Origin of the sequence: Xenorhabdus sp. PB61.4, from assembly GCF_963894935.1 — a bacterium.
Lineage (GTDB): Bacteria > Pseudomonadota > Gammaproteobacteria > Enterobacterales > Enterobacteriaceae > Xenorhabdus > Xenorhabdus stockiae.
Genome location: NZ_CAWQJR010000204.1, coordinates 1 through 23,468, shown reverse-complemented (window position 1 = coordinate 23,468; position 23,468 = coordinate 1). Strand labels below are relative to the sequence as shown.

General features: G+C 37.8%; 18 protein-coding genes and 5 pseudogenes. 16 read left to right on the top strand and 7 right to left on the bottom strand.

What is annotated here, in order from left to right; translation table 11 throughout:
• Positions 1-292: 292 nt before the first annotated feature.
• From AACX68_RS17870 to AACX68_RS17835, 8 genes and pseudogenes are all read left to right on the top strand, one after another.
• Entirely contained in the window at positions 293-1,309 is a 1,017-nt protein-coding gene (locus AACX68_RS17870; RefSeq protein WP_228860025.1) for a hypothetical protein, read from the top strand.
• Positions 1,273-2,937 carry a hypothetical protein gene (locus AACX68_RS17865; RefSeq protein WP_228860024.1) on the top strand — a complete coding sequence of 555 codons (1,665 nt, stop codon included), beginning with the start codon at positions 1,273-1,275 and terminating at the stop codon, positions 2,935-2,937. Before AACX68_RS17870 ends, AACX68_RS17865 begins: the two co-directional genes overlap by 37 nt.
• Positions 2,938-3,194: 257 nt before the next feature.
• A complete protein-coding gene (locus tag AACX68_RS17860) occupies positions 3,195-4,175 on the top strand; it encodes a 3-keto-5-aminohexanoate cleavage protein (protein WP_228860023.1) in 981 nt (326 codons plus the stop codon).
• 13 nt (positions 4,176-4,188) lie between these two features.
• Positions 4,189-5,229 carry an NAD(P)-dependent oxidoreductase gene (locus AACX68_RS17855; RefSeq protein ID WP_228860022.1) on the top strand — a complete coding sequence of 347 codons (1,041 nt, stop codon included), beginning with the start codon at positions 4,189-4,191 and terminating at the stop codon, positions 5,227-5,229.
• 205 nt (positions 5,230-5,434) lie between these two features.
• A pseudogene (locus tag AACX68_RS17850) lies at positions 5,435-5,958 on the top strand (Tn3 family transposase); the annotation flags it as partial.
• A gap of 414 nt (positions 5,959-6,372) precedes the next feature.
• Entirely contained in the window at positions 6,373-7,062 is a 690-nt protein-coding gene (locus AACX68_RS17845) for a helix-turn-helix transcriptional regulator (RefSeq protein WP_228860021.1), read from the top strand.
• Positions 7,063-7,401: 339 nt separating this feature from the next.
• Positions 7,402-8,499 (top strand): ISAs1 family transposase, encoded by a 1,098-nt coding sequence (locus AACX68_RS17840; RefSeq protein WP_228860020.1) that lies wholly within the window; start codon positions 7,402-7,404, stop codon positions 8,497-8,499.
• 586 nt (positions 8,500-9,085) lie between these two features.
• Positions 9,086-9,190, top strand: a complete 105-nt coding sequence (locus AACX68_RS17835; protein ID WP_228860019.1) for a recombinase family protein — start codon at positions 9,086-9,088, stop codon at positions 9,188-9,190.
• 78 nt (positions 9,191-9,268) lie between these two features.
• Here AACX68_RS17835 and AACX68_RS17830 read toward each other — a convergent pair whose 3' ends face one another.
• A complete protein-coding gene (locus tag AACX68_RS17830; RefSeq protein ID WP_228860018.1) occupies positions 9,269-9,496 on the bottom strand; it encodes a hypothetical protein in 228 nt (75 codons plus the stop codon).
• Positions 9,497-9,970: 474 nt separating this feature from the next.
• Positions 9,971-10,105, bottom strand: a pseudogene (locus AACX68_RS17825) (group II intron reverse transcriptase/maturase); the annotation flags it as partial.
• 829 nt (positions 10,106-10,934) lie between these two features.
• Between AACX68_RS17825 and AACX68_RS17820 the strand changes: the two are divergent.
• From AACX68_RS17820 to AACX68_RS17810, 3 genes are all read left to right on the top strand, one after another.
• Positions 10,935-11,885, top strand: coding sequence for a colicin-like bacteriocin tRNase domain-containing protein (locus AACX68_RS17820; RefSeq protein WP_228860016.1), 951 nt, complete (start codon positions 10,935-10,937; stop codon positions 11,883-11,885).
• Between the two features lie 535 nt (positions 11,886-12,420).
• Positions 12,421-12,705: a colicin E3/pyocin S6 family cytotoxin gene (locus tag AACX68_RS17815; protein ID WP_445286298.1), complete on the top strand. Its 285-nt coding sequence runs from the start codon at positions 12,421-12,423 to the stop codon at positions 12,703-12,705.
• Positions 12,706-12,717: 12 nt separating this feature from the next.
• Positions 12,718-12,966 (top strand): colicin E3-like toxin immunity protein, encoded by a 249-nt coding sequence (locus AACX68_RS17810; RefSeq protein ID WP_228860015.1) that lies wholly within the window; start codon positions 12,718-12,720, stop codon positions 12,964-12,966.
• 98 nt (positions 12,967-13,064) lie between these two features.
• On the opposite strand, the pseudogene AACX68_RS17805 reads toward AACX68_RS17810, so the two are convergent.
• Positions 13,065-13,290: pseudogene (locus AACX68_RS17805) on the bottom strand (helix-turn-helix domain-containing protein); the annotation flags it as partial.
• A gap of 208 nt (positions 13,291-13,498) precedes the next feature.
• On the opposite strand from AACX68_RS17805, the gene AACX68_RS17800 reads away from it, so the two are divergent.
• The 5 genes and pseudogenes from AACX68_RS17800 (at position 13,499) to AACX68_RS17780 (ending at position 16,683) form a co-directional block, all read left to right on the top strand.
• Entirely contained in the window at positions 13,499-13,720 is a 222-nt protein-coding gene (locus AACX68_RS17800; protein WP_228860014.1) for a hypothetical protein, read from the top strand.
• 199 nt (positions 13,721-13,919) lie between these two features.
• Positions 13,920-14,453 (top strand): MICOS complex subunit MIC60, encoded by a 534-nt coding sequence (locus tag AACX68_RS17795; protein WP_228860013.1) that lies wholly within the window; start codon positions 13,920-13,922, stop codon positions 14,451-14,453.
• Between the two features lie 182 nt (positions 14,454-14,635).
• Positions 14,636-15,256: pseudogene (locus AACX68_RS17790) on the top strand (Tn3 family transposase); the annotation flags it as partial.
• Between the two features lie 207 nt (positions 15,257-15,463).
• Positions 15,464-15,690: pseudogene (locus tag AACX68_RS17785) on the top strand (IS701 family transposase); the annotation flags it as partial.
• A 226-nt stretch (positions 15,691-15,916) separates the two neighbouring features.
• A protein-coding gene (locus AACX68_RS17780) for an IS5 family transposase (RefSeq protein ID WP_228860012.1) occupies positions 15,917-16,683 on the top strand; the annotation gives its coding sequence in 2 pieces (ribosomal slippage) (positions 15,917-16,292 and positions 16,292-16,683; 768 coding nt in all).
• 2,707 nt (positions 16,684-19,390) lie between these two features.
• On the opposite strand, the gene AACX68_RS17775 is transcribed toward AACX68_RS17780, so the two are convergent.
• The 4 genes from AACX68_RS17775 to AACX68_RS17760 form a co-directional block, all read right to left on the bottom strand.
• The gene (locus tag AACX68_RS17775) at positions 19,391-20,443 is read right to left on the bottom strand and encodes a PDDEXK nuclease domain-containing protein (protein WP_228860011.1); all 1,053 of its coding nucleotides are present in this window, start codon (positions 20,441-20,443) and stop codon (positions 19,391-19,393) included.
• Between the two features lie 104 nt (positions 20,444-20,547).
• Complete coding sequence (locus tag AACX68_RS17770) at positions 20,548-21,531, bottom strand: ParB/RepB/Spo0J family partition protein (RefSeq protein WP_228860010.1); 984 nt, start codon at positions 21,529-21,531, stop codon at positions 20,548-20,550.
• Positions 21,528-22,730 (bottom strand): AAA family ATPase, encoded by a 1,203-nt coding sequence (locus AACX68_RS17765; RefSeq protein ID WP_228860009.1) that lies wholly within the window; start codon positions 22,728-22,730, stop codon positions 21,528-21,530. The genes AACX68_RS17770 and AACX68_RS17765 overlap by 4 nt, the downstream gene beginning before the upstream one ends.
• 392 nt (positions 22,731-23,122) lie before the next feature.
• On the bottom strand, positions 23,123-23,468 hold a 346-nt coding region (locus tag AACX68_RS17760; protein ID WP_228860008.1), incomplete at its 5' end, for a hypothetical protein.

The window sequence follows — 23,468 nt, the reverse complement described above, 5'->3', positions numbered from 1 at the left end:
ATATTGAATATGTATCATGCAGTTCGCGATAAAAAAACGATTTTATCGATAACATATTTATTGAAATGAAGTCAAAAAGAAAATTATTTAAAATCTTGTAACGGACTCCGTTATGTGGTTTGTAATTTATTTTTACAAAAGAAAAATAAATTATATTTTTAAATATCCTCATGATAGTAAAAGCATCCATTTTTTGGATGGATAAACCAAGATTCATTTTCATCAATATGATTACATTATTAATATAGCGTTCCATCCGCTTAGTGTTGAAAGGTGTTGAAAGGTGTTGAATATGATTACCGACAGTCATGGAGATTTTTTAAGTTTATTTGAAATGGATGAAACTGAGTCAGCTAAAAGCATTGTTACAGCAAAGAAACTATTTTCTCATTTATGGTCAAAAGTTCTACTTATTTTAAATTTAGATAATAAACTTGGATTACCTGATTATCTACTTAATGATATCGAAAGTGTAAGTTATATAGACATTATTAACAAAAAAATAGCTAAGGATTTCTATAATAAGTTTATTTCATCAAATGATGAAACTTATCAAGTTTCTTTTTGGAATATTATGTTGCTAAAACAACTCTTAGTTAATCTTTCTATCAGACTTACTCGCACAGCAGAAATCTATAAACAAAAAAAATCACGAGTTGATGTTTACAAGGTAGAAAGAGTAAATATTCATATCGGCCTACTTTGCAAAGAGACAGAGCAAATAAAATTCCCTATCATTAAAGCCCTTAAAGCCTTATCTGACTTATTAGAAATATCAAATTCTAACATTGATGAAGCATGTATTATTGCATCAATTAGCGATCTAATTGATGCAATCTGGTATGCAAAAAAAGATGGTGACATTGATATCCAAATTTTTTATGTAGATCAACTTTATGATGCACTAGAGGAAACTTATAAAGTATTAAATATACCGCTTGAACAACATTGGATTACACCATACACCTGGCTATATGGGGATAAAGATGGAAGACCTTTTGAAAAAAACAGTGATACTGAAAATTTAATTAATTCCTTACGCAATAGAATTATTTCGCGTTACAAAGAAGAGCTTAATTCTATTTTTCATGAAGAAACAATCTATCCTTATGATGGATTAAATTCTATTTTAGAAAAATTAAACTCAACTCCTATCGGTTATAATGTACCAGAAGAACTCATAACTGACTTACAAAATTTGAAAAATAACTTTAAAAACACATTACCAATTGAAGTTTTAATAATGAAAGTAAGAACTTTTGGTTTTTTTATATGGAGATTGAATTTCGAGATAACGAAACAATGTTAAGTTCGGTTGTTAATGAAATAATCCCTTGCTCTTTAATAAACAAAAATTTTCCTGATAAAAAAAGATATTCAGATTTGAATGAAGACGAACGTATAGAAATTTTAAGTTTTTTCATTTCTAAAAACCAAGAAAACCCCCCCGATAGATTAAAAATAAATTATTTATCTCATACAAATAATGACTTTGAGTATAAAAAAGAAAAATACAAAGAAAAAGATTATATTTCGTTAATGGATATCGATGACGATTATATAAGAATGTACGATGCTAGAAATGTTCTAGGCAGATTTTCGCTTATGGCAAAGTATCCTGATATGATGAAAACTCATGGTATTGCCGAGGTCAGTTGTGTTTCAAGTATATTCGAGCTTCTTTTTTTATCAAAAACAGAAAAAAATTTAAAAAATATTAATATTGCAATTCAACCTGAAGATAGTCAGGGGGCACTTTCTCTTATTTCTAAAATAGAAAAACTTTATTCTAACAAACTCTATCGCGCCCATCTTTCATCTCTAAATGACACTCAATTTATTACTTTTGGACCCAGTGACACGGGTAAACAAGGTGGTAAAGGAATGCACAAGCTCAATATGTCGCTTGCAAGAGAACATGCATTACTTGCTAAAAAATATGATATTAAATTGGTAAGACATGTCATTGTTGGAGGTGAACATGCCCGTTGCAATGGAAACTTCAAAGAAATATTCAATGAATATGGGGCTAATAACGATGAGGAAACTCGTTTTATGTTAGCAGGATGTGCAGAAATGAGAACGCATCTGTTAAGCAAGCATCAGGCAGTAAATTTCTTCAGCGAAATATATACCATGCACATTAGAAGTGAAAATCAGGAGCCCTTTACAGAACTGAAAATTGCACAAAAAACATGGCAGAAAGTAGTTGATCGCTACCAAAGTAATTTTTTTAGCTCTCCATCAATATCTGAATTTCTGAAAAATATTGCCCGTTTTGATATTGTCAGAGGTACAGCAAAAGGAACCAGACCGCCAAGTCGTATTTATAATATTGTTGAATTCGAATCTCGACCTGATGCTATCAGAGCTATCCCTTGGACAAGATCCATTTTACTCAGTGGACTACACAGTGAATTAATTGGTGCTGGAGCTTTTACAACATTGTCCGATAATGAAATTGCACAAAAATACCAAACTGATATCTACTTCAGAAATTATATTAAACATATCGCGTATGCGGCTGCGCGTACTGACGATGCTCTCATGTGGCAGATGTCAGGCTGGTCAAGACCAAATAATGATACACTTGTAAAACTTGCTGCAAGTTATGAAGAAAGTGACAAGTTGTCAATATTTAATCAACTTTGTTGGATTTCTCATGAGATCATTTTAGCTAAAAATCTTGTGTGGCGAGCCATACATGGAACATCACATACAGCACCAGAGTATATTTCTACAAAAGATCTAATTATTCCATGGAAAACACTCGATAAAGAAGTTTCATGGAAAGAAAGGAATCTGATTCCTTACAAATTAGTATTATTAATTACAAAAGAAGATAAATCATTTATCTCATCTAAAGCATTTTTTAATTTCTATAGTGGTTTTTTAGAATCTGCTAATACTGATTATTCGATGATATACACTAGCTGAAAATCATGAATAATGATGTGACTGCAAGATTCATATCCTTGACGCAGAAATTATTAAGCTCATTTTGCCCGTTGTAATTGTGAAAGAATTCTCACTATCATCACAGAAAAGAAGTTGTTCTGTTTATTATGCAGGTGTTTTATCAATACTACCATGGGGCGTTATTTGATTATCAAATTAATTTCGGTGCTAATAACCCCTATTTCCATTATTTTTTTATTATAAATACCCATTGATGATTTTAATCAGGAGGTTTCATGAAGTCGCTTAAATTATCAGTTGCAATGAATGGTTCTAAATGGGGGAAAAAGCCTAATATTCTTAATTCTCAGGCACTACCTGATTTTCCTTGTTCTGTGGAAGAGGCTTTACGAGATACCAAAGCCTGCTACGCATTGGGTGTTCGTCAATTTCATGTTCATTCTATAGGCTCAAATGGCGAACATGTTGCGGATAGATTATGGTACAGAAATTACATGTCCAGCTTCCGTCAATATTTTCATGATGCCTCTATTTGTCTTGCAACCAGCCGCTCGGGCCAAGTCACGGATCAAATCATTCAAAAGGAAAAAAAGCTAAGAATAGCTGGGTATAGTGATGAATACAGACTGCTGGCTTTCGCCGAGACTGCACGCCTGGCTTGTCTTGAATCCGATGCCTCTCTGTTACCCGATTTTGTAACAGGATTTACCGCAACGGAAGTCAGAATGTATGATGATAGCACTGATATTGGCCATGTAACTTCAGCTCAATCCCCTGCAGTTACACACTTATTTTATGATCAGCTCACTCAAAAACTAAAGGAGTTGAAAGTAAAACAAGAAATAGAGATCACAACTTCTGATAGTATTGATATAATTGAAAAAATTCAAAATGAACAACTACTGAGAACGCCTATAAGAATCATTATTTTACCTGAATTTACATCTTCATTGAGCGGATGGTCCTGGAATGAAATGGAAACGTTGGTTAATAAGGCTGAAAGAATAATAAAAAAAACAGGGTATTATGGAGATATCGTTATGGGCGCTATTTTGCGACCAAATACACCAAATTTAGAAATACTTCGGCGGCACTGGTTAAAATTCGCAGTAGAAAATCCTAAAATTAGTACGGTTAGAATTGGTATTGAGGATTGTCCTGTGCTTTTCGACAAACCTACATCAAACGAGTCTCTGGTGAAAGTAACCTGTGAGCTGTTAAACGAATTTGGTGGAGAAATACTGCCATTGGCCTGACAGGATATAATGTATGAAAAAGAAAATTTTCTTGTTAGATACGCTTCCCGGAACGCTATTCGAAAAGGAAATAAATGGCTATCTCTTTCCTGATATTGAATTAGTGATTAATATGCCTGACGATGTTCAGATAAATATTCAGAATCACAGCTATCACTTTGAACGAGTTAATATTAATACTCAAGATGCACAACAAATATTCTCAGTAGCTAAACGTTTTGGTGGATTTCATGCTATAAAATTGAGGAAAAACATTCCTATCAGGAAAAATTTATTGTGCGATTTAGTTGGAAAAGAACTTATTACTCCGTTACAAGTCATTGGCCAAGCGGGAGTTGGGTTAAATCACATCGATATTCAGGCAGCCGCATCACTTAAAATAGAGGTGATTAACACTCCTGGTTCAAATGCAGCCGCTGTTGCCGAATTCACCTTATTACAAATGTTAGCACTATTACATCGAACGGACTGGCATCAACGACAAATGTACACTGGCAGTTGGACGAAAACAATGCGACCACCTTCATGCTCATTGAATGATGTCAAAATAGGGTTGATTGGCAGTGGTGCAATTTCTCAAGCGCTATTACATTTATTAAAACCCTTTACTCCCCAGGTAACAATACTAGGCAGCTCACGATTCACTGATAAAAAAGCGGAGGCTATGGGTGTTATTCGAGCCAGTAATATTAACGCATTACTTATTGATAACGATATAATTTCGTTACATCTTCCGCTGACTACTGAGACGCATCATCTGATTAATAGTGTCACTCTTCCTCATTTTAAAAAAGGAGCCTACCTACTTAATATGGCACGCGGTGGTTTGATCGATGAAAAGGCCCTAGCGTCATTCATGCACCAAAATCCAGGCTGGATCTCCGGTGTTGCTCTGGATACTTTCGAAAATGAAGGAGAACACTTTTCTACTCCAATGAGGGCTTTTGATGAAGCCTTGTTAACACCTCATATCGCGGGATCAACTTCCTCGGCCATATTAAACTCAGCATTAAAGGTTCAACAGGCCATCCTGTCCAATTTAGAATTGATATAAGAATCTCGGAAGCCTCATAAAGGAACACTTTTGCGCTTCCTTGGGTTGGCGTGGAGAAAAATTGGCAGTGATCCCTTTGCCATTGCTGTAATTTTTCTATGTCAACATTTCACATGTATTATGAATAGATCTGTATTAGCATCTGACTTTTTTACTCATCAGATAAATAAATAATTTTTTTCTTATCTACTGTTCGTCATCCAATCTTGAGGGATTGCTTAGGCGCCGTGAAAATAGCAATATGACCTGGTTGGCCTGGTTGCGCCAATCCCCCGTGAAACCGAATTCCCGACACATGCTGGAGCATATCGAATGTCTTAAAGTATGGCAGGCTCTCAATCTACCTTCCGGGATTGAGTTGAGGGTTCATCAAAACCGGCTGCTTAAAATCGCCCGGGAGGGTACTCAGATGAGACCCGCAGACCTGATAAATTCGAACCCCGACGTCGCTATGCCACACTGGTAGCGCTCACCATTGAGAGTATAGCCACAGTGATTGATGAGATCATCGATCTGCATGACCGGATTATGGGTAAAATGTTTAATGACGCAAGGAAAAAGCATCAGCAACAGTTTCAGGCTTCCGGTAAAACCATCAATTTCAAAGTGCGCCTGTTGGGCCAAATTGGTCAGGTACTGATCGAAGCCCGACAAATCGGCAATGACCCGTTCGCGGCTATTGAAGCTGTGATATCCCGGGACTCATTCACCCAAAGTATCACTGAATCTGGCTTGAAGATAACACCGCTCGAGACCATAGTACCCGAGTCAGCCCAGACATTGATTGACCAGACAGCAGTGAACTGCTAAATAGCTTTTCAAAATGATAGGAGTACTCCTTACCCCGCGTGACACGCGGGGTAAGGAACACCGCATGCTGATACTCTCACTATTATGAAAAGGTATATAGCCATTTTCTCTTTAGCCTATAATCGAATTGTTAGTCATCAAAAATTACACCTCATTCAGATTAAAAAATCACATAATTATTCCACCACCTCTTATTTATTTTAGTATTGAGTGTTTTCAATTAAACTTTTAATCTGATAACGTGACTCTACAAAGAGGGGAAGTATTGTTTCTTATATAAATTATAAACGTGGGAATAAACTTTTAATCAGGAAGACATTCAAAAGGTAACGTATGAATAGATCAATAGAAAGTTTAATTACACCGCTAATTAAATTTTGGGAAAATAGTAATGATGCCTGGGGTGCGAAAGATCACACTTCACGATTTATCTATGCCAATAAAAAACATAATGAATTACTTTGTCTACCTAAAGGATATAATATAGAGGGTCGTTTTGATGGTGAAATTCCGTCATGCACGTCAAATTTTCAGGATGAATTTCAAAGACAGGACAGGAGAGTTGAAAAATTAGTAGATAGAGTGACCTCTATTGAAATTCATGCTTTTGACAACCTTCCCTACCTTCAACCGTGGTATTGTGATAAGTATCCATTAATGGATGAAAATGGGGTATGCCGAGGAACCATTTTTCATGGAAGACCTGTAGATACGATAACACTTGAAAGGCTAGACAAAATAAATGTGCAAACCTCATTAGTTTTTACACCACCATCAGAATTTTTTAGTAAAAGAGAGTGGGAAATAGTGTTTTATATTCTGCAGGGGCTTCCCACTAAAGAAATTGCTGAGAGGTTATTTTTATCCCAAAGAACAATCGCCAATCATATTCAAAATATATATCAAAAAACAGGGATAAAATGTAAGAGAGATTTAGTTGATTATTGTTATGAAAATAACATAGCTAACTATATACCCGAAAGTTTTTTCAGGGGGTCAATGTCTTTCACGTTAGAAAAATAGCCATTTGCATATATCTAAAAAATATATTCATCATGAAAAGGATAAGATTCAGGGTATAAGAAAAATTAATTTTACATTTTCATGAATGGCAAATTGATATACTGTATTTTAATAAATACATAGAATTTCTTACTGAATAAATCAATTTATTTGGACATCGTGAACTTTATTCTCTAATAATTCACTTGTCCAACCCCCATCTTAACTATAAAGTGTTATATATAATTTTTCTCCAATATTGCAGTTATGACAGGGTGCGAGCATACTTTTTTAGCATTTCTTGAATGAAGGCAAATGACATGATCTAATGAGATTTATTTTCCTTCTCATTGCTGACCTATGACTCTGATTGAACACTTATCCGTTGTGAAAGAAACCCGCTCTGCTATTAATCGCCAATACGATCTGGTTGATATTATTTTCCTCGTTGTCAGTGCCATTATGGCGGGAGCTGAAGGCTGGCAAGACATTGTGACTTATGGCCAAGCCAAAATTAAGTGGTTAAAGGAATACCGGACTTTTTCCCATGGAATACCCTGTCGACATACCATTGCAAGAATACTGCGGGCTATCGAGTTGGATTCTTTACTGGAAGCGTTACTGAATTGGGTTAATGAACAGCGTGAACTGGGCGGTAAACCCGTCATCGCCTTTGATGGCAAAGTCCTGAGGCGGGCCTACCGGAATGAAAAGAAAAATGCTATCCAGCTGGTCACGGCGTATGACACCGAACGAGGATTAGTGTTGAGCCAGAAAGCCACCGCTACAAAAAACGGTGAAATCCAGGTTGTTCGTCAAATGCTGGATATCCTCAATCTGAAGGGCAGTATTGTGACACTGGATGCCCTGCATTGTCAGCGTGAAACACTGGAAAAAATCAGTGAAAAGAAAGCGTATGCGGTTGTTCAGGTGAAGAAAAATCAGCCTAAGTTATGGGCTGCTGTCCAGTCACAATTTCAATCGGTGTTTGATGCAGGTAAAGAACAGATTGTCACTGAAGTTAAGCAAGAAGCGCATGGACGTCGGGAAGAGCGCTATGTGTTCCAGCTCAAACCTCAATTTACACCTGAAATGGCAGAAAAATGGCCAACCATTCGCAGTATCATTGCGGTCGAACGGCATCGGTCAGAAAACGGCAAAGGCACAGTAGAGACGTCCTACTATATCAGTTCATTGCCTCCCCGACATAAGTTATTAGGACACTACATTCGCCAGCATTGGCGGATTGAGAATAGCCTGCATTATATCCTTGATGTGGTTTTTAAAGAGGATTATTCACGTATTGTTCTGGATGGAGCCATTGAAAATTTAGCGTTATTCCGACGCATCGTATTGAATATGGTAAAACAATGTGACTGTGGTGCTCCCAACCAAAGAAATAAACTCAAAAAAGCAGGCTGGAGTGATGATTATCGTGCACAAGTGTTCTTTGGATAGATATCAATCAAAGTATGCTCGCGCCCTGGCAGTTATGATAGTCAACTTTATCCCCATAATTGATAAACATAGTATAAGTGTTTTTTTATCATCACTTTGACTGCAATACAAACTGCATCATCTTTAATGATCTATTTTGTAGAGGATCTTGCAGATTCCCTCATAAATATATTTTTTATATGTAATATGAGTAATTTTTACTCTGTAAGACTGAGTAATAATACTTAACATTAACACATATGTAGAAAAACATATTTTTATAATTATCAAAATCTTATCTCTTTTATTTTCAAGTATTACTGTTTTTATTTAGCCAGGGAAAACACATTAAATTAAAATTCCGAAGATAATCAACGGTACTCAACGTTTTTATCCGCTTCGATACGTTTTGTCTTTGTGGTTCATCGTTTGTTGAGTAGATATTGTCCTTCTTAATCACGATATGATAAGGAAAAGGGGATTTTGAATGTATTACTTGATGTTCAACAGTCTATCAAAAAGTGCAAATTATTTTTAATAGCCCATAAAATATGGTCGCAAAAAGACTATGATAAAAAATCAAATGTCTTTAGAGCGATGATAAATTATGGCAAAGATAGGTTATGCACGGGTCAGCTCAACAGGCCAAAGTTTAGATATTCAACTTGATAAATTAACTCAGGCTGACTGCAAACGGATTTATCAGGAATAATTAATATGTTTCCTGTATTCGCATCATCAGTATCGCGTAAATGTGCCAGCAATTCTTTGCGGGATTGTTCACAAAAATTCATTCCACCACACATATAGGCATGAATAAGGGCATACCCGATTTAGGGATCACCAACCCCCCCCAATGCGCGTGAAATGTCATTTCACGCGCATTGGGGGAAGTGTCATTTGTACCATTCAGATTGTAAGTGAAAATTTTTTGAATCGTCATGCGATGATAATTATCAACGCAAAGGGAATCCGCATACAAACAATTTTCTTGGGCGTCGTAGATCACAACACTCATCGTGGTTTATCCTTTTTCATCAGTCGCCCCTTACCGCAAGCGGTGAAAAGTCATGTGAATGAATCATTACGCATTGGGCCATAGCTCAGTGAATTCCTGGTAAATGTGCATGACCAACATCATATTCTGTAGTCGTTTGGCATTTTCACTTCTGGCTACCACACGGGACTGTAACATTGCATAGAGATCGTCTGCCTTGTCGTATTAAATTCACGAGCTGTTGCGCTAACGCTATTTCCTGTTCTCAAACGCTCGGCCACTATTTTTTGCTTATCAGTCAGTACAGGGGTTGTAAGCCGGAACCGTCCAAAATTTTGTCACCTCTGCATTATTTGTCCGAAAGAGGGGGGCTGAACGGACACGCTAACACTATATAAAGATAAGCTGAAAGCCAGTATTCCCCATATCATTTGAATAGTATGGTTTAATTCTCAATGCAGCTCCCCCTTATGTTACTTACTTTCCATTCTACAATTGCCCTTTCAGCATGTCACAGTTCAACAAATGTCCTAAACTATTAAACGCTTGTTGCTTATTACCTGCTGATTTCTCGCCTATATGCTCAAGTTTCGTTAACCATGAAATTCCGTCGTTGCTGTGTACGGTCATTGTTGCCCTCTTACGTTCGATCTGTCTGCCAGTCCTTTGCTCCACGGCCATTACCCGCTTCATCACTACTATGATTGACTCCGACTTTCTGATACTAATTTCTTCGGCCTTGTGTTTTGCACTTGCGCCAGAAATACTCACTCCATTGAGAAATATCAGGATCTCCTGGGTTCTATACTGTTCTCTACAAACTCGCTGACGCCTGCGGCTCCGGTGTGTGTTTCTGTATGAATATTAGCCAGCATGACCATCCAGTAACTGTTGCCTGCTAGCTGGGCTAGCTATTGGCACACACGATCAGATGTATTTCGGAGCTATCACGTTCATCATTTGATTCCGGCTCGAATATTTCGCTGTCTACGCTTCGTCTCCTTTGTTACCGCCGGACACGCAAGACTCGCTACCTAGTGATCTGGCTAACCTTCTACGGTGGGACTTTCACCCACAAGATCAGTACACAGCGAAAAATTCCATTTTAAACTTGCAATAACAAAGAGAGGATAAAACTACTATTTTTATGGTCTCTTTGTACATACCATCGTCATTACTTTATCTCTATACGTTATGTACAAGATACCTGCTTTTTCTGTGTTCTTAGTGCCATATACGTTTATGCATAATGACATCAACATCTCTTTTCCTCAGTGCTATAAGTGGGTAAACCTTATCTAATTATAATTAACCAATTAAAACTAAATTCTCCTTGTGAGATAGTTGATACAAAGCCAGTTGATTCTTTTTTATTCCATGTTTGATTATATTTGTGTCACTCGGAATTTATTTAACTTTATGAATTATAGAGTAAATATAAATAAAACATGAGGTACATATGTCAGAAAATTACATAGGGAGTAAAGCTGGGATGGTATATGAAGATAAAATTATAGTCAGACCTGACCCTGATCCACGTCTTGATCCTAATGATAACCTATATGACGATCGTGATGGCAAAGATTATCCTGGAAATGGGGGCGGGTCTGCTAACTCAGACCAAAAATATGCTATAGCTACTCTCAGTATGATTAGGCTTGGTTATCCGGCGATGGCTTTCCCTATCAATAATACTTTGAATGTAACAATCAATACTGGTTTTTTTGATCCAGCTTTAATGCACATTGAAAATTATATAGATAAGGCTAAACCCTACGCCGCACGTTTGGCTACGAATATAACATCAGGCCTGTCAAAAGCGGGAAGTCTATTTCGTGTTAGCCCTGTGGGTATTGGTATGAGTGCATTATGGCCTAGTAGTACTGCATCCGAGGAATTTGAAAGAAAGTCAATCGAAGAAGCCAGAGCAGCGGCAAAAATCAGAGGAAGCAGTGAAATTTATCACATTTCAGCGCTACCTGTGGAACAGGTTACTTCTGTTCCGCGAGAACAAATTAGTCAGCAAAGCACAGTTATTACAAAAGTGTTATCTGAGCCTGTTATTAATTTAGAAACACAACAACGCCATATGGCTATTACAAAAAACCGAACTAAAGTTCGTGTTGTAAAAGCAGAGAAAACCAATCAGTCTAATGTTTATTCTGCTCAGGTTGTTGCCAGGATGAAACCCATGCAAATTAGTGTGGATAACACAGTATCTTCACCCCAAAAAAATCAAGTTAAAGCTAATACGACACCAGAGGTTAAAGTATTCTCATCAGCAGTAATTGTCGATACTCATCATGTCATTCTTGATTTTGATGGTAAGCATGAGCCTATCTACATTTCTGTCTCCAAGATCCCGACTGTGGCTGAGGAAAAAGCACAACTGGAAGAAGCAAAAAAATAGAGAGGGAGTGGTTAGCTTCTCACCCTTTATTGGCAGCGGAACTAGAACTCGGTGAAGCTCAGGAAGAATTTACAAATATTGATAGATCATATCAGGAAAAACAAAAAAATCTGAATCAGCTTTTGAGTACTCCAGAAGGTTTGGCTTTGATTGATCCAGTGAAAAACCCATTGATATCTCAGCGTAATAAACAAGAAAAACATGCTGATTTTTCGAAAAGAATAGGTGTTTGGGATCTTGAGATAATTATTAATTCTAAAGAATTAATCGATGCCGCATTAAAGCACCCAGAAACGCAGGATCTTTATAATGTTGCACAAAGAATAAAGCCAAAAGGTCTTAATGGATTACAAAGTTTTGGGTTTATAGCAGGTTATTTTACTCTTGCAGGGGAGCTACAGGATGTTCATCATAAAATAGAACAAACTAAAAAAGAACTAGCTCCTGTATTAGAAGCCCGTAATAAAGCGGAAGATAAGAAAAAAATAAAGAACAGAAGGTTGAGCAAGAAAAAGAGAAACAGCGTAAGGGTGTCATGGATAGTGGGCACAAATATCACCCTGCACCTAAAACTGAAGATATTAAGGGATTGGGAGAATTACGAAAGGGTCCTGCAAAAACGCCAAAACAGGGAGGCGGTGGAAAACGAGCTAGATGGATTGGAGATAAAGGACGTAAAATCTATGAATGGGATTCTCAGCATGGAGAGTTGGAAGGTTATCGAGCTAGTGACGGACAACATCTTGGTTCTTTTGACCCAAAAACGGGTAATCAATTAAAACCAGCAGACCCAGCTAGAAATATTAAAAAATATCTTTAATGGAGAAAAATCATGGGAATTAAACTAAATTTGACTTGGTACAATAAAATAAATGAAGAGTTTATTGGAGAAGAATATTCAAAGGATCTGGGATATGATAATTCCATCATTGAAAGTTGTGGCTTGCCATTAAACGATACACTGAATAATGGCGTATTTGATGTCTTAGAATCGTGGGTTCCTATTTTACAATCTAATTTTGATCATCCAATTGAATTGGATAAACACATTTACCAAATTTCTTTTGATTATCAAGATTAGTAAATCTAGTAAGAGACGGGAAACCCGTCTCCTTTCTAAATTCCGTACATAAGTTCTATATACAGTTATCATCCATTGGTTCCAGTCTAGAACGACCTTTATTTGTTTTCTTGCAGTTCAGAATTTGCAGTTCTCACTCTCAGGATCGTCTGTCTTGTCGTATTAAATTCACGAGCGATTGCACTAACGCTATTACCTGTTTTTAAACGCTCGATCACTATTTTTTTGCTTCTCATTCAGTACAAGGGGACGACCAAAGCGTTTTTCTGCTGCTTTAGCCCGCATAATGCCTGAGTGAGTACGCTCAATGAGCAAATCACGTTCCCTTGTGTATACTTTGGGAATAGTTAGAGGGATTAGAATGTGGTTTGGCTTAATTTAACCAGAAGGACTAGCGTACTTTACATTCCTTTTTTCTCAGATGATTCATTATGTAAATTTACAGAAACTCTATTATTGCATTAGGTTTTTATTGCCTATTTTTAAATAAAATGGTTAACTTGGGAGTCATTAACACTAAGGAGGAAATACGATGCAGTATACCACTTATATGGAAATTACAGGGACAGTTCAAGGATTGCTATCTAAAAATCGTTCAAATAATGATGCCCACGAAGATAAAATACAGATAAACTGCCTTGAGTTATCAAAAGGTATTTATGACTTAAATCACATAGAAAAAATAATTTTAGAAAAGAATGTAGGTAGATCATCACCTTTACCATTCAATGCGTTGATAAAAATGAGCGTTTAGAATTAAAAATAGTCCAGTGTGTGGATAACAACATAACGCATGAGTTTAAATTTAAAAATACGTTTATAGAAAGAATAAACACGCATTTCTCAGGGGAGAATGAAAGCTCACCCTATGAAAGAATACAAATAAAAATAGCCTGATAATTACCATTAACAATGGGCGATAAGAACATTAACGCCCATAAAAATAAGCAACTATGAATACAGAAAAAAATACTATTTACTTATTAAGTAAACTATCACAAAAGGAAAATAAACTCTTAAGAAATGCCTATGAAAGAGAAATAAAACACTTAAGAGACGATATTGAAAAAGAAAATAAATCCTTAAGAAATGAATATGAGAAAAAGATTAGATCTTTAAACGGTGAGTGTGAGCTGGAAATCAAATATTTAAACCATGAATATGAACAAGAGATTAAATCTTTAAACGAAAAATATGAGCAAGAAATTAAATCAAAAGATATTTACAATCAATGGGTTAGTGAGTTATTTTGCTGGGATCTGCAAACAATAATCGTAGCCAGCATTATTACATTATTCCTCTATCTAATAACAATATTTTATAGTAAAAATAGCCCATTCATTACGCTTTGTATTTTCGGATTCTCATATTTATTACTTATTTCCTTTTCCTTAATCACAATATCATTAGATAGAAAAATAAGCATCCACCTATACTTAAAAGCAAAGATTATTTATTTTTTGAGTTATTTTCATTCTCGTCATTAAGATGTCTATATAATAACAAAAACATTTTAATTGATAGATTACCAGCATTATAAGCAAGCATGGGCTTGCTACTAACAGCCATTTTCCTTTTGAGATCAGCCTCCCCCCCGAAATGACCTGTTGATAAAGCTGAGTAGAAAAGTGGTGCAAATACGCCACTTCAGTAACGCAATGTATTTTAGGGTATTGTCATCCCCGGCATACTTCGTGACTCAATTTTCGTGCTGGAAGGATTTCTGGAGCAGCAGACAGGGCTAAATCCGGTCGAGATTATAACGGATACGGCCGGTACCAGCGACATTATCTTTGGCCTGTTCTGGCTGCTGGGATATCAATTTCCCCCCGGCTGGCTGATGCCGGAAAGGCTGTATTCTGGCCGGCGGATAAATTGACAAACTACGGTGCACTGGATGAGCTGGCCAGGGGATGTACAGATCTGTCGAAGGCGGAGAATCAGTGCGATGAGATGATGCGAACCGCCGATTCGCTGAAGCTGGGTACCATTCATGCTTCAGAACTCATTCATTCTCTGCTGAAAAGCTCGCGGCCATCAGGACTGGCGCAGGCGATCTGCTACGGGCAGCGCGATGGTACTGTGGAACACGCTTTATATGCAAGAAGCACTGAGCTGGATGCGCAGTAATGGAGAAGAAACTGGGGATGAGGATATAGCCCGGTTATCCCCACTGGTGCACGGGCATATCAATATGCTGGGGCATTATACGTTCACGCTACCGGAGGATATTCTGAAGGGAGAAATGAGTACATTGAATTTAAATATAAACAATAATATATCCTCTTAGCGTACGTTTTCGTTCCGTTGGCCCTCAAATCCCTTTACAACCCGGATTTGAATTCCATCGAACCCAAATGGGCCAAGGCCAAAGCGATTAATAAGAAGACAAGAGAGAAAGGTGTTCAATTGACTAGTTGTTTATAGAACATGTGAAATATGTCTAATTATTATGATTCAGCTATATGTGATGTATACCCACAGAGACCAGGCTGACCTCAAGGCACTGGTTCAGGCGGCCGGACATCGTTGGGAAATTGAGAGCGGTTTTGAGGAGATAGAAGGCGAGAGTGGGCTAGATCACTACGAAGTACGGCAGTGGCAGAGTTGGTACCGGCATATTACGCTGTCGTTATTGGCCCATGCGGTGCCGGCTGTTTTGCGGATACAGGAGAAAAAAACGCCGGTGGGACTGATAGCGCTGAGCGTGTCGGAATTGCGTAATCTATTGTCAAAGCTAATGAAAAAGACAAGCGAAACCGTCGAACAGATTTTATCTTAGTCAGACTGGCGGCGATGATATCAGTACCGTGCACAACAATGTCATTATCATCGTCGTGATAATCTTGTGTTTACAGACCAATTACGGCTGTAGTACTAGGCGATGTCGTCATGAGTAATTTCGTGCAATAATAATGCCCCATTATTCCATCACAAAAGTTGATTAATCATGAGTACACCCGCACACCGCCGCCACGATATTTCAGATCGCGCCTGGGATCTACTTGAACCTCATTTGCCAGGACGTAAAGGGGCTTGGGGACGTGTAGCTGAAGATAATCGGCGTTTTATCAATGGCGTATTTTGGATTTTACGGACAGGAGCACCTTGGCGAGATCTGCATACTGATTATGGTGACTGGAAAAATACTCACCGCCGTTTTTGCCGTTGGAGAGATAAAGGGATATGGGAAAAACTGCTTGAACAATTGGTTAATGACCCTGATTTCGAGTGGTTACTGATTGATGCCAGCCATATTAAGGTTCATCCCGATGCGGCAGGCGCTCAAGGAGGTAATCAGGATATGGGGATCACAAAAGGGGGCTCAATACCAAGATACATTTGGCCGTGGATGCGCATGGTATGCCAGTCAGAATTATTATTACAAGCGGTACCACAGCGGATTGTTCACAAGCTGAGCACTTAATTGAAGGGCTCGATGCAGAGTATCTTTTGGCGCATAGGGGGTATGATAGCAATGCCATTGTAGAAAAAGCTGAACAGCAAGGCATGCAAGTCCAGATCCCCAGCCGAAAAAATCGGAAAATCACCCGAGAATATGATCGTGAGCTCTACCGGCTTCGCCATTTGGTTGAGAATGCTTTTCTCCACCTTAAACGCTGGCGTGGTATAGCCACGCGCTATGCAAAAAATAGTGCGTCGTTTCTTGCCGCAGTGCAAATTCGTTGTCTCGTTCTTTGGTTGAGAATTTCATGACGACATTATCTAGAAACCTCACTGATATATTTTCTAAATGAGGGGGGCGATGAAAAGCGCTCACAATCGACCTGAAACGTTTTTAACCATGATTTTCTGATGCGGAGTGATTTTTTCTACTGAGGAAGAAGGAGCTGACTGTTGATTATTACATTGAACTACGTACAGGCAGTTCTAGTAAGAAACTCAAAAAAGTCTTGAATCAATTATTTCTAGGAGTTATTCGTGTGACCCCTAATACACACGCAGGGGTCTAAAACGCCGTAGAAAGCGCGTAGAGCGTTTTATTTGTATCAGGCTTACTTGGGAACCTTCGGCCAGAAAACCCGCGAGAACGCCTCCTGTGACGCATAACGCAAGAGACGGAATGTATACATACGCCCCGAAGCATAAAACATGACCGTCAATGAGGGTTTATAAGATGTCATAACGAAAGGCCCCCTATAAATAATTGATATAAATGAATAAGATAAACTTATACAACATTAAATAGTGAAATAAACCAAATATCTAATATCAGTTATCCTAATATGGCTTATAAGATACTGATAAATAAATAATTGTACACTATGTTAAATGTTTAGTCCTGTCATAACCCATAGCTGCCGCCGATTATGCCAAATAACCTAGTGTGAACACGATAAAGGCAGGCTAATATGCTCGTAATCCAAAATTTTGGCCATTTGATCCAACTTGATCCAACGACTTGGATCAAGCGATGATTAAAATTTGACCAATTTCAAAAATTTAACGTCGATATAGTCCATTGATATATCACTATTATACTGTGCTAAGTTCAACGTAGCATAAAATAATCGGACACTTTGATCCAAAGATCCAACTTTTCAGAACAAGAGAGGCGTTGAGATTTACACACACCACAAAAAAAAATGCGCGTGACTGTGCCATAATTTCGCTTACAAAACTTTACATTATTAGCAAAACTTATAACCCTGCTGAGGGTAGGTGTTTGTGTCAGTCTAGACCTCTCTTGTTTTAAAAGTTGGATCTTTGGATCAGGAATTGAACCAAAGGTGTACTAAACTCTATTATTAGTATTATTTATGTATATTTGTATTATAAAAATAATAAATAAATACAATAATATATATAGTTTGGTTCACTTTGGTACACTCAAATTATGAAAATTGTGGGGAAGTTTGGCACACTTTGAAAGTTGGATCAAAAAGGGGGGTTTTTTGGATCAAAAGGGGCAAATCTTGGATCACGATTTTGGATCATGGTCATTAATATATTAATGAAACTATCGATTTTGCCTGTGCCAAAGTGTGCTATGCACAAAAAGTGTGCCAAAGGTGTGCTATGTACACTTCACGACCGCGTTGGACGGACTGTACCAACGGTGTGCTATGAACAATGTGCAAATCGTGCGGTTTTGGGGGGCTTGACAAGTCGTGATATCTCAGAACGTGTTGTGCCAAAGGTGTGCTATGCACATTTTAGGGGGGAGGGGTTTGGACTGGGCAGAAACGGCAGGGGTGCCCTATATATAGATATAGGTACTGTCAATCGCATTCATTAGTAAAATTTATGTAATTTTTATTTTTATTTTTCATTGTTTTATTGTAACTACAGCACGATTTTCACTCGCCTTTTTGTCTCATATTTTTTATTTTTCGGAAACATGTATCTATAATATATCTTATAGGTTGCTAGCATAAAATTATATTTTTATCTGTGAGATATATCTGATTTATTTCAGCTATCCGCTGCCCGTTGGTCGCTGTGCCAAAGTGTGCCTTATTTTTTTTGTAAGGTTTTGTAAATTCATATTAGATGCATCTTTATCTGTACCAAAGTGTACTGTGTACAAACAGGTGTGCCAAAGTGTGCTATAAACATTGTAATTTTATACAGCCTGTTTTTATTTATATTATTATTTATCCAGTCTGTGTAAAAAAACACTGGTTATTTATCTATAACTCAGTGTTTATTTTTTTACCGCCCTGAATTTTTACTTATTGAAGGGGAAAGAATTATGAATTTATCGTCAGGGATTTGGTGGAAACGGGGATCCCGGGTGGGGTTATTCGTTGGAAATGTTCGACGATACATTCCATGATGTAACCGGTCAGGTAGGCTTCGGGTTCATCATAGGTCAGTCTTTTGAGTGCTATGGAAATAATAGATAACAGTTCGGCCTTTTACGCTGGTATAACCATAAGCTTTACAATACCTCTGCTTCATCCAGATTGGGATTAAAATGGACACATACACACCATTTATTCCCATCTGGATCTGTGACTACTCTCCACCCCTTTTACGACCCTTTCGCAATGGATGAGGGTTTACGGCTGATTTTGCTAATGGAGACTCGGACGCTAGGTTATTTCACAGATAACCAACGCTCATTTTTGATGATGACTAAAAGTTTTGACATGCTGAATGGGAACAAGTTTGACGGTATAGCAGAACCAACATAATATGACATAGCATCTGAATTAAAATGACAAGGTATCACTGCTTATGATGTATTTAAACTGCGTCAAGTTATGCTGATTTAGCTATATACTGCTTTATCCTAAAATAATTATAAGTATAGGATTACATCGTAATGAAAGTGGAAGGTGGAAAAGCACATACAGCATAAAGGAACTTTTGTCTTAAAGCCTTCTCTATTAATGTGACAAAACCATAACCCGGCCCTGATTAATATATCCGTCGATAGCTAACATGGTAACGTACATTACGAATTTTCATCACTATGACTAAGTTCTGCTTCCAATTCTTCGATGCTTGGTAAACTAGATTTCAAGTCTTCCGGCAGCGTACGGGTTAGTTCGTAATCTGAAACGCCAATAGGCTTTTGAATGCCACGTAAGGAATACTCTGCCAGTATCCGATCTTTAGTTTGACACAAAATCAAGCCAATAGTGGGTTGATCAGTGGGATGCCTTAATTTTTCATCAACCACAGAACAGTAAAAATTCATCTTACCAGCATGCTCAGGTTTGAATTCTCCTCGCTTTAACTCAATTACAACGAAAGCTCTCAAAGTCAGGTGATAAAAAAGCAGGTCAATATAGTAATCTTGTCCACTTACCGTAATAGGATATTGCCGTCCCACAAAAGCAAATCCTTCACCGAGTTCAAGCAAGAATTTTTCAAGATGTTTGAGTAATTCTGTTTCCAGTTCACGTTCTTTGAAAGGTTCTGACAAGGTCAGAAAATCAAAGACATAGGGGTCTTTCAGGGTTTGTTGTACTAATTCAGATTGAGATACAGGTAACCGATTCTTGAAATTACTAACAACAGATCCTTGCCGTGCATAGGCGTTATTTTTGATCATCTGAAGTAAAGATTCACGGCTCCAACCCTGTATCAACACTTGTTCAGCGTACCAGAATCGCTCAGTTTGATCCTTTATCTTCTCAATCAGTAAGATGTTGTGTCCCCAAGGCAATTGTGCCACAGGTTGTGGCACAATTGCTCGATTAGCAGCCATTTCTATTTCTGATGACAAGGAATATTCTCGGTAAAAACGTAACATCCGTTTTAGATTTCGTTCTGAAAAGCCTTTGATTTCTGGCAATTCATTAATAATATCTCGTGCCAACTTCGGGATGATCCCTGCCCCCCACCCCTGCTGTTTTTGGCGTTCATGGAGCATATGTCCAATATCCCAATACATCTGAAGCAATTCAGCATTAACGGCTTGAGCAGCTTTAATCTGACCTCTACGAATCCGTTCTTTTACATCGGTAAGCAGTGAAGTGTAAATCTGTAGTTCGAATGTCATGATTAGCTTCTTTTTTAAATTAATATCAAGAACGTATTGCTCAGATCCATTTCATGTGCTGCCAGTCATGCCATAGAATCTGCAAAGCGAGTAACAACGAATAGTTATTTCTTTTCGTTATTATATTCAGCAAAAATTTCTTGCATGGATTGCTCAATACGCAATTGCAATTTTTTATCAAGGCGAGCGAACTCATAAATGAGCGTTCTGTTTTTGGTATTCTCCTTACGACGAGCATAAATGCGTTTATCGTCAAAGACGCTCAAAGGTGTTATTACTTCAGCTTTTGCTACAGGCTGTGGCTTACGGGAAAGCTTGACGCTCTTGAATACACCCATTACCGCGTCTTTCGCTACGTCAGAAGGACCCTCTTCTATTGGTGTTTCTAAAATTTTTATTCGAATTTCTTCTAATATCTCATTGAGCGGGATTTTACGGCGATCAATGTCTTCTGCCATTTCAAGCAGAAATTTGTAATCGGGTAGCGTTAAATCCGATACTACAGGAAAAAAAGCGATCATTTCATCCGGTACAGCTACAGCTTGAAAAGCGCGAGTTACTTTTGCCGCGGAAACGCCTTCTGCTTTGGCTATCTCTTTGCGGTTCATTCCACTTTTCTCCATTAACTGGTAGCGTTTCCCCAGCTCGCGCAGATTATGTTCTTTGGCTGTTTGGAGATCAGCTGCGAGCTGTCGCGCGTCTGTGATGTTAATTTCTTCAGCTGTCACCAATACATCAAACCCGACATTTTTTAGCAAACAAGCCGCGCGACGACGGGAACCGTCAAGGATTTCAATTTTTTCTCCGATTTTCCGACCAATTGCGGGGAAAAATTGCTGTAAATGAATTGTCCTGAGAATATCCTGAAGCGATTCTTTCGTTAGTATACTTTGATCACGGCCGTTAATTGTCGGATCGACAAATGTTTTATTTTTGATATGTTCAGCCTGAATGTGCTGGCGAGTAAAAATCACCTTTTTTCCTGAACTCAAAGTAAATGTGCGGCTCTCAATTTCCTGATTTGAAATCATATTGCTTAACGGAGAATTGCCCATTGTTCTGCCAATTCGTTGGATAGATTTATTCACGGTTGATTCCTGATATATTCAATTCTGTCGAAAACAGCTCGAACGAAAATGTCGGCCTGATTTTTTGCGTTACGCAGCGCTTCTGAGCTGCCAGGATAAGATGCTGGATTAGCACTGATAACTGTATCGAAAGATTCCCCACAACGTTCAAAACCATCCAGTCTTGGTAGAGCAGCATCCAACATTGAAGAGGTAAATACTTCTCGTGCATAACTCTGTGACGTCAGGTGGTCGTATTTATTCCCCATTTTTGACATAAATCCAATATTGCCACGCAAATGTAATTCAATACCTTCATTTTCAATCCGCTCAATCATTTCTGGCAGACGAGTCAAGTACTTCATTGTGGAATGAAAGTCGACCTGTGCCGGTGGCGTAGGAGTTAGCAATATATTACTGGCGGCAATCGCATTTAGCATGAATGCATCCAAGTGAGGACCCGTGTCAATAAGAATAAAATCATAATCATGCGATAAACGGTCAATCACTGTCTTGCGGAGGACTTCAGAAGGAGCCATTCCGGGCAGATACTCCTGTACCAACTGGATCCATTCGCTTGCGACAAAGGCATCATCAATTGATGCAGGAATCACATCCACACCAGGCATCATTGTTGGCCTGATAAATTGTTTAATTAATTGTTCTCGGCTAACGTTGTTCAGCATTGCCTGTGCGGCTGTTTCTAATATAGAGCCAATGCTATTGTGGTGGCTGAGGAACATTGTGCTGGAAGCCTGAGGATCCATATCTATAACAAGAATACGCAGATCGTTATGAATTAAAGTCGGATGCGCCCGTAATCCATGAGCAAGAGTAACTGTCGACACGGTTTTGGATACACCACCTTTCAGATTCACTACGAATATAGTAAAGGCTTCTTTCCATTTATCCCGATAGGTAGGTATTTGACGGTGTTTATATACATCGATGACATTTTGAAGCGTTAATGCGTATTGCATTGTTGAACCTGTTTGGCGCTTCCCGAACACATATCCTTGTTTTTCCATTTCAGTGACAGCCAGGTCTACGGAACGTCGATTTAGCATAGGCATTTTGGCCACAGTATTCTTTGTGAATGTTTGATAATATTCTGTTTGATTAAATTCAATGCGCTGTTGTTCTATATGGTTACTCATTCCTTGGAGCATTTTTTCTGCTCGCTGTGCTGTTTCAAGGACTCCACCGTAACTCTTTTTCATGCGTACAACCTTTTTTGAAAATTACACACTTTATAGAGTGTACTCAATTTTTTTGTTTTTTTCATTAAATCATGTACAAAATAATGTCGTTTTCAGAAGACGACTGCACTCAATTGCTGAAGTAGGCCCTGTGAGAGCGAAGCTGAAAAATGCGACATTTGATTTTTTTATATTGACAACACCAAAGTACATACGATGCTTTCTTGAATCTACTTATGGAAATGAAGTGATATTATTTCATATTGATAGGGTTGTTTTGAATGCTAAATTAGAAAAACAATAAGGCGTTAATTTTAAGATAAACGCCTTATCTTATCATAATAAAGATCATTGAAATAAATTGAGAATATGATATTAAAAAATAAAATTACATTTTGTGTTTTTTATATTAGCTAACTATCAAAATCCGATAAATATAATTCATTAACTATACCATTATTACATTGTATTTCAATTTGAATTCCTGAGGATTTGGCTGTAAGTAGCATAGTGAATAATGCTCGTCCATAATCACTATTAAGACCATAGCCTGGTGATAATTGCATCCAATTTGTTGAGTGTCCTGCTAAAGTGAAAGTTGGTGCATAGGATGAATTGGAGTAATGAATTGAACCTACATATCCTTTATTTTCACTAGGGCAAGTCCAGGCATGAGCTGAACCAATTGAAATAGTAGTTAAAAGTATAATGTAATTGAAAATTAGATTATATTTCATAGGAGTTACCTCTCTTTTGTAG

Excerpts from the sequence above, each read along its gene's own strand:
- AACX68_RS17870 (WP_228860025.1), top strand. The coding sequence starts at position 293 with ATGATTACCGACAGTCATGGAGATTTTTTAAGTTTATTTGAAATGGAT.
- AACX68_RS17865 (WP_228860024.1), top strand. The coding sequence starts at position 1,273 with ATGGAGATTGAATTTCGAGATAACGAAACAATGTTAAGTTCGGTTGTT.
- AACX68_RS17860 (WP_228860023.1), top strand. The coding sequence starts at position 3,195 with ATGAAGTCGCTTAAATTATCAGTTGCAATGAATGGTTCTAAATGGGGG.
- AACX68_RS17855 (WP_228860022.1), top strand. The coding sequence starts at position 4,189 with ATGAAAAAGAAAATTTTCTTGTTAGATACGCTTCCCGGAACGCTATTC.
- AACX68_RS17845 (WP_228860021.1), top strand. The coding sequence starts at position 6,373 with ATGAATAGATCAATAGAAAGTTTAATTACACCGCTAATTAAATTTTGG.
- AACX68_RS17840 (WP_228860020.1), top strand. The coding sequence starts at position 7,402 with ATGACTCTGATTGAACACTTATCCGTTGTGAAAGAAACCCGCTCTGCT.
- AACX68_RS17835 (WP_228860019.1), top strand. The coding sequence starts at position 9,086 with ATGGCAAAGATAGGTTATGCACGGGTCAGCTCAACAGGCCAAAGTTTA.
- AACX68_RS17830 (WP_228860018.1), bottom strand. The coding sequence starts at position 9,496 with ATGAGTGTTGTGATCTACGACGCCCAAGAAAATTGTTTGTATGCGGAT.
- AACX68_RS17820 (WP_228860016.1), top strand. The coding sequence starts at position 10,935 with ATGTCAGAAAATTACATAGGGAGTAAAGCTGGGATGGTATATGAAGAT.
- AACX68_RS17815 (WP_445286298.1), top strand. The coding sequence starts at position 12,421 with ATGGATAGTGGGCACAAATATCACCCTGCACCTAAAACTGAAGATATT.
- AACX68_RS17810 (WP_228860015.1), top strand. The coding sequence starts at position 12,718 with ATGGGAATTAAACTAAATTTGACTTGGTACAATAAAATAAATGAAGAG.
- AACX68_RS17800 (WP_228860014.1), top strand. The coding sequence starts at position 13,499 with ATGCAGTATACCACTTATATGGAAATTACAGGGACAGTTCAAGGATTG.
- AACX68_RS17795 (WP_228860013.1), top strand. The coding sequence starts at position 13,920 with ATGAATACAGAAAAAAATACTATTTACTTATTAAGTAAACTATCACAA.
- AACX68_RS17775 (WP_228860011.1), bottom strand. The coding sequence starts at position 20,443 with ATGACATTCGAACTACAGATTTACACTTCACTGCTTACCGATGTAAAA.
- AACX68_RS17765 (WP_228860009.1), bottom strand. The coding sequence starts at position 22,730 with ATGAAAAAGAGTTACGGTGGAGTCCTTGAAACAGCACAGCGAGCAGAA.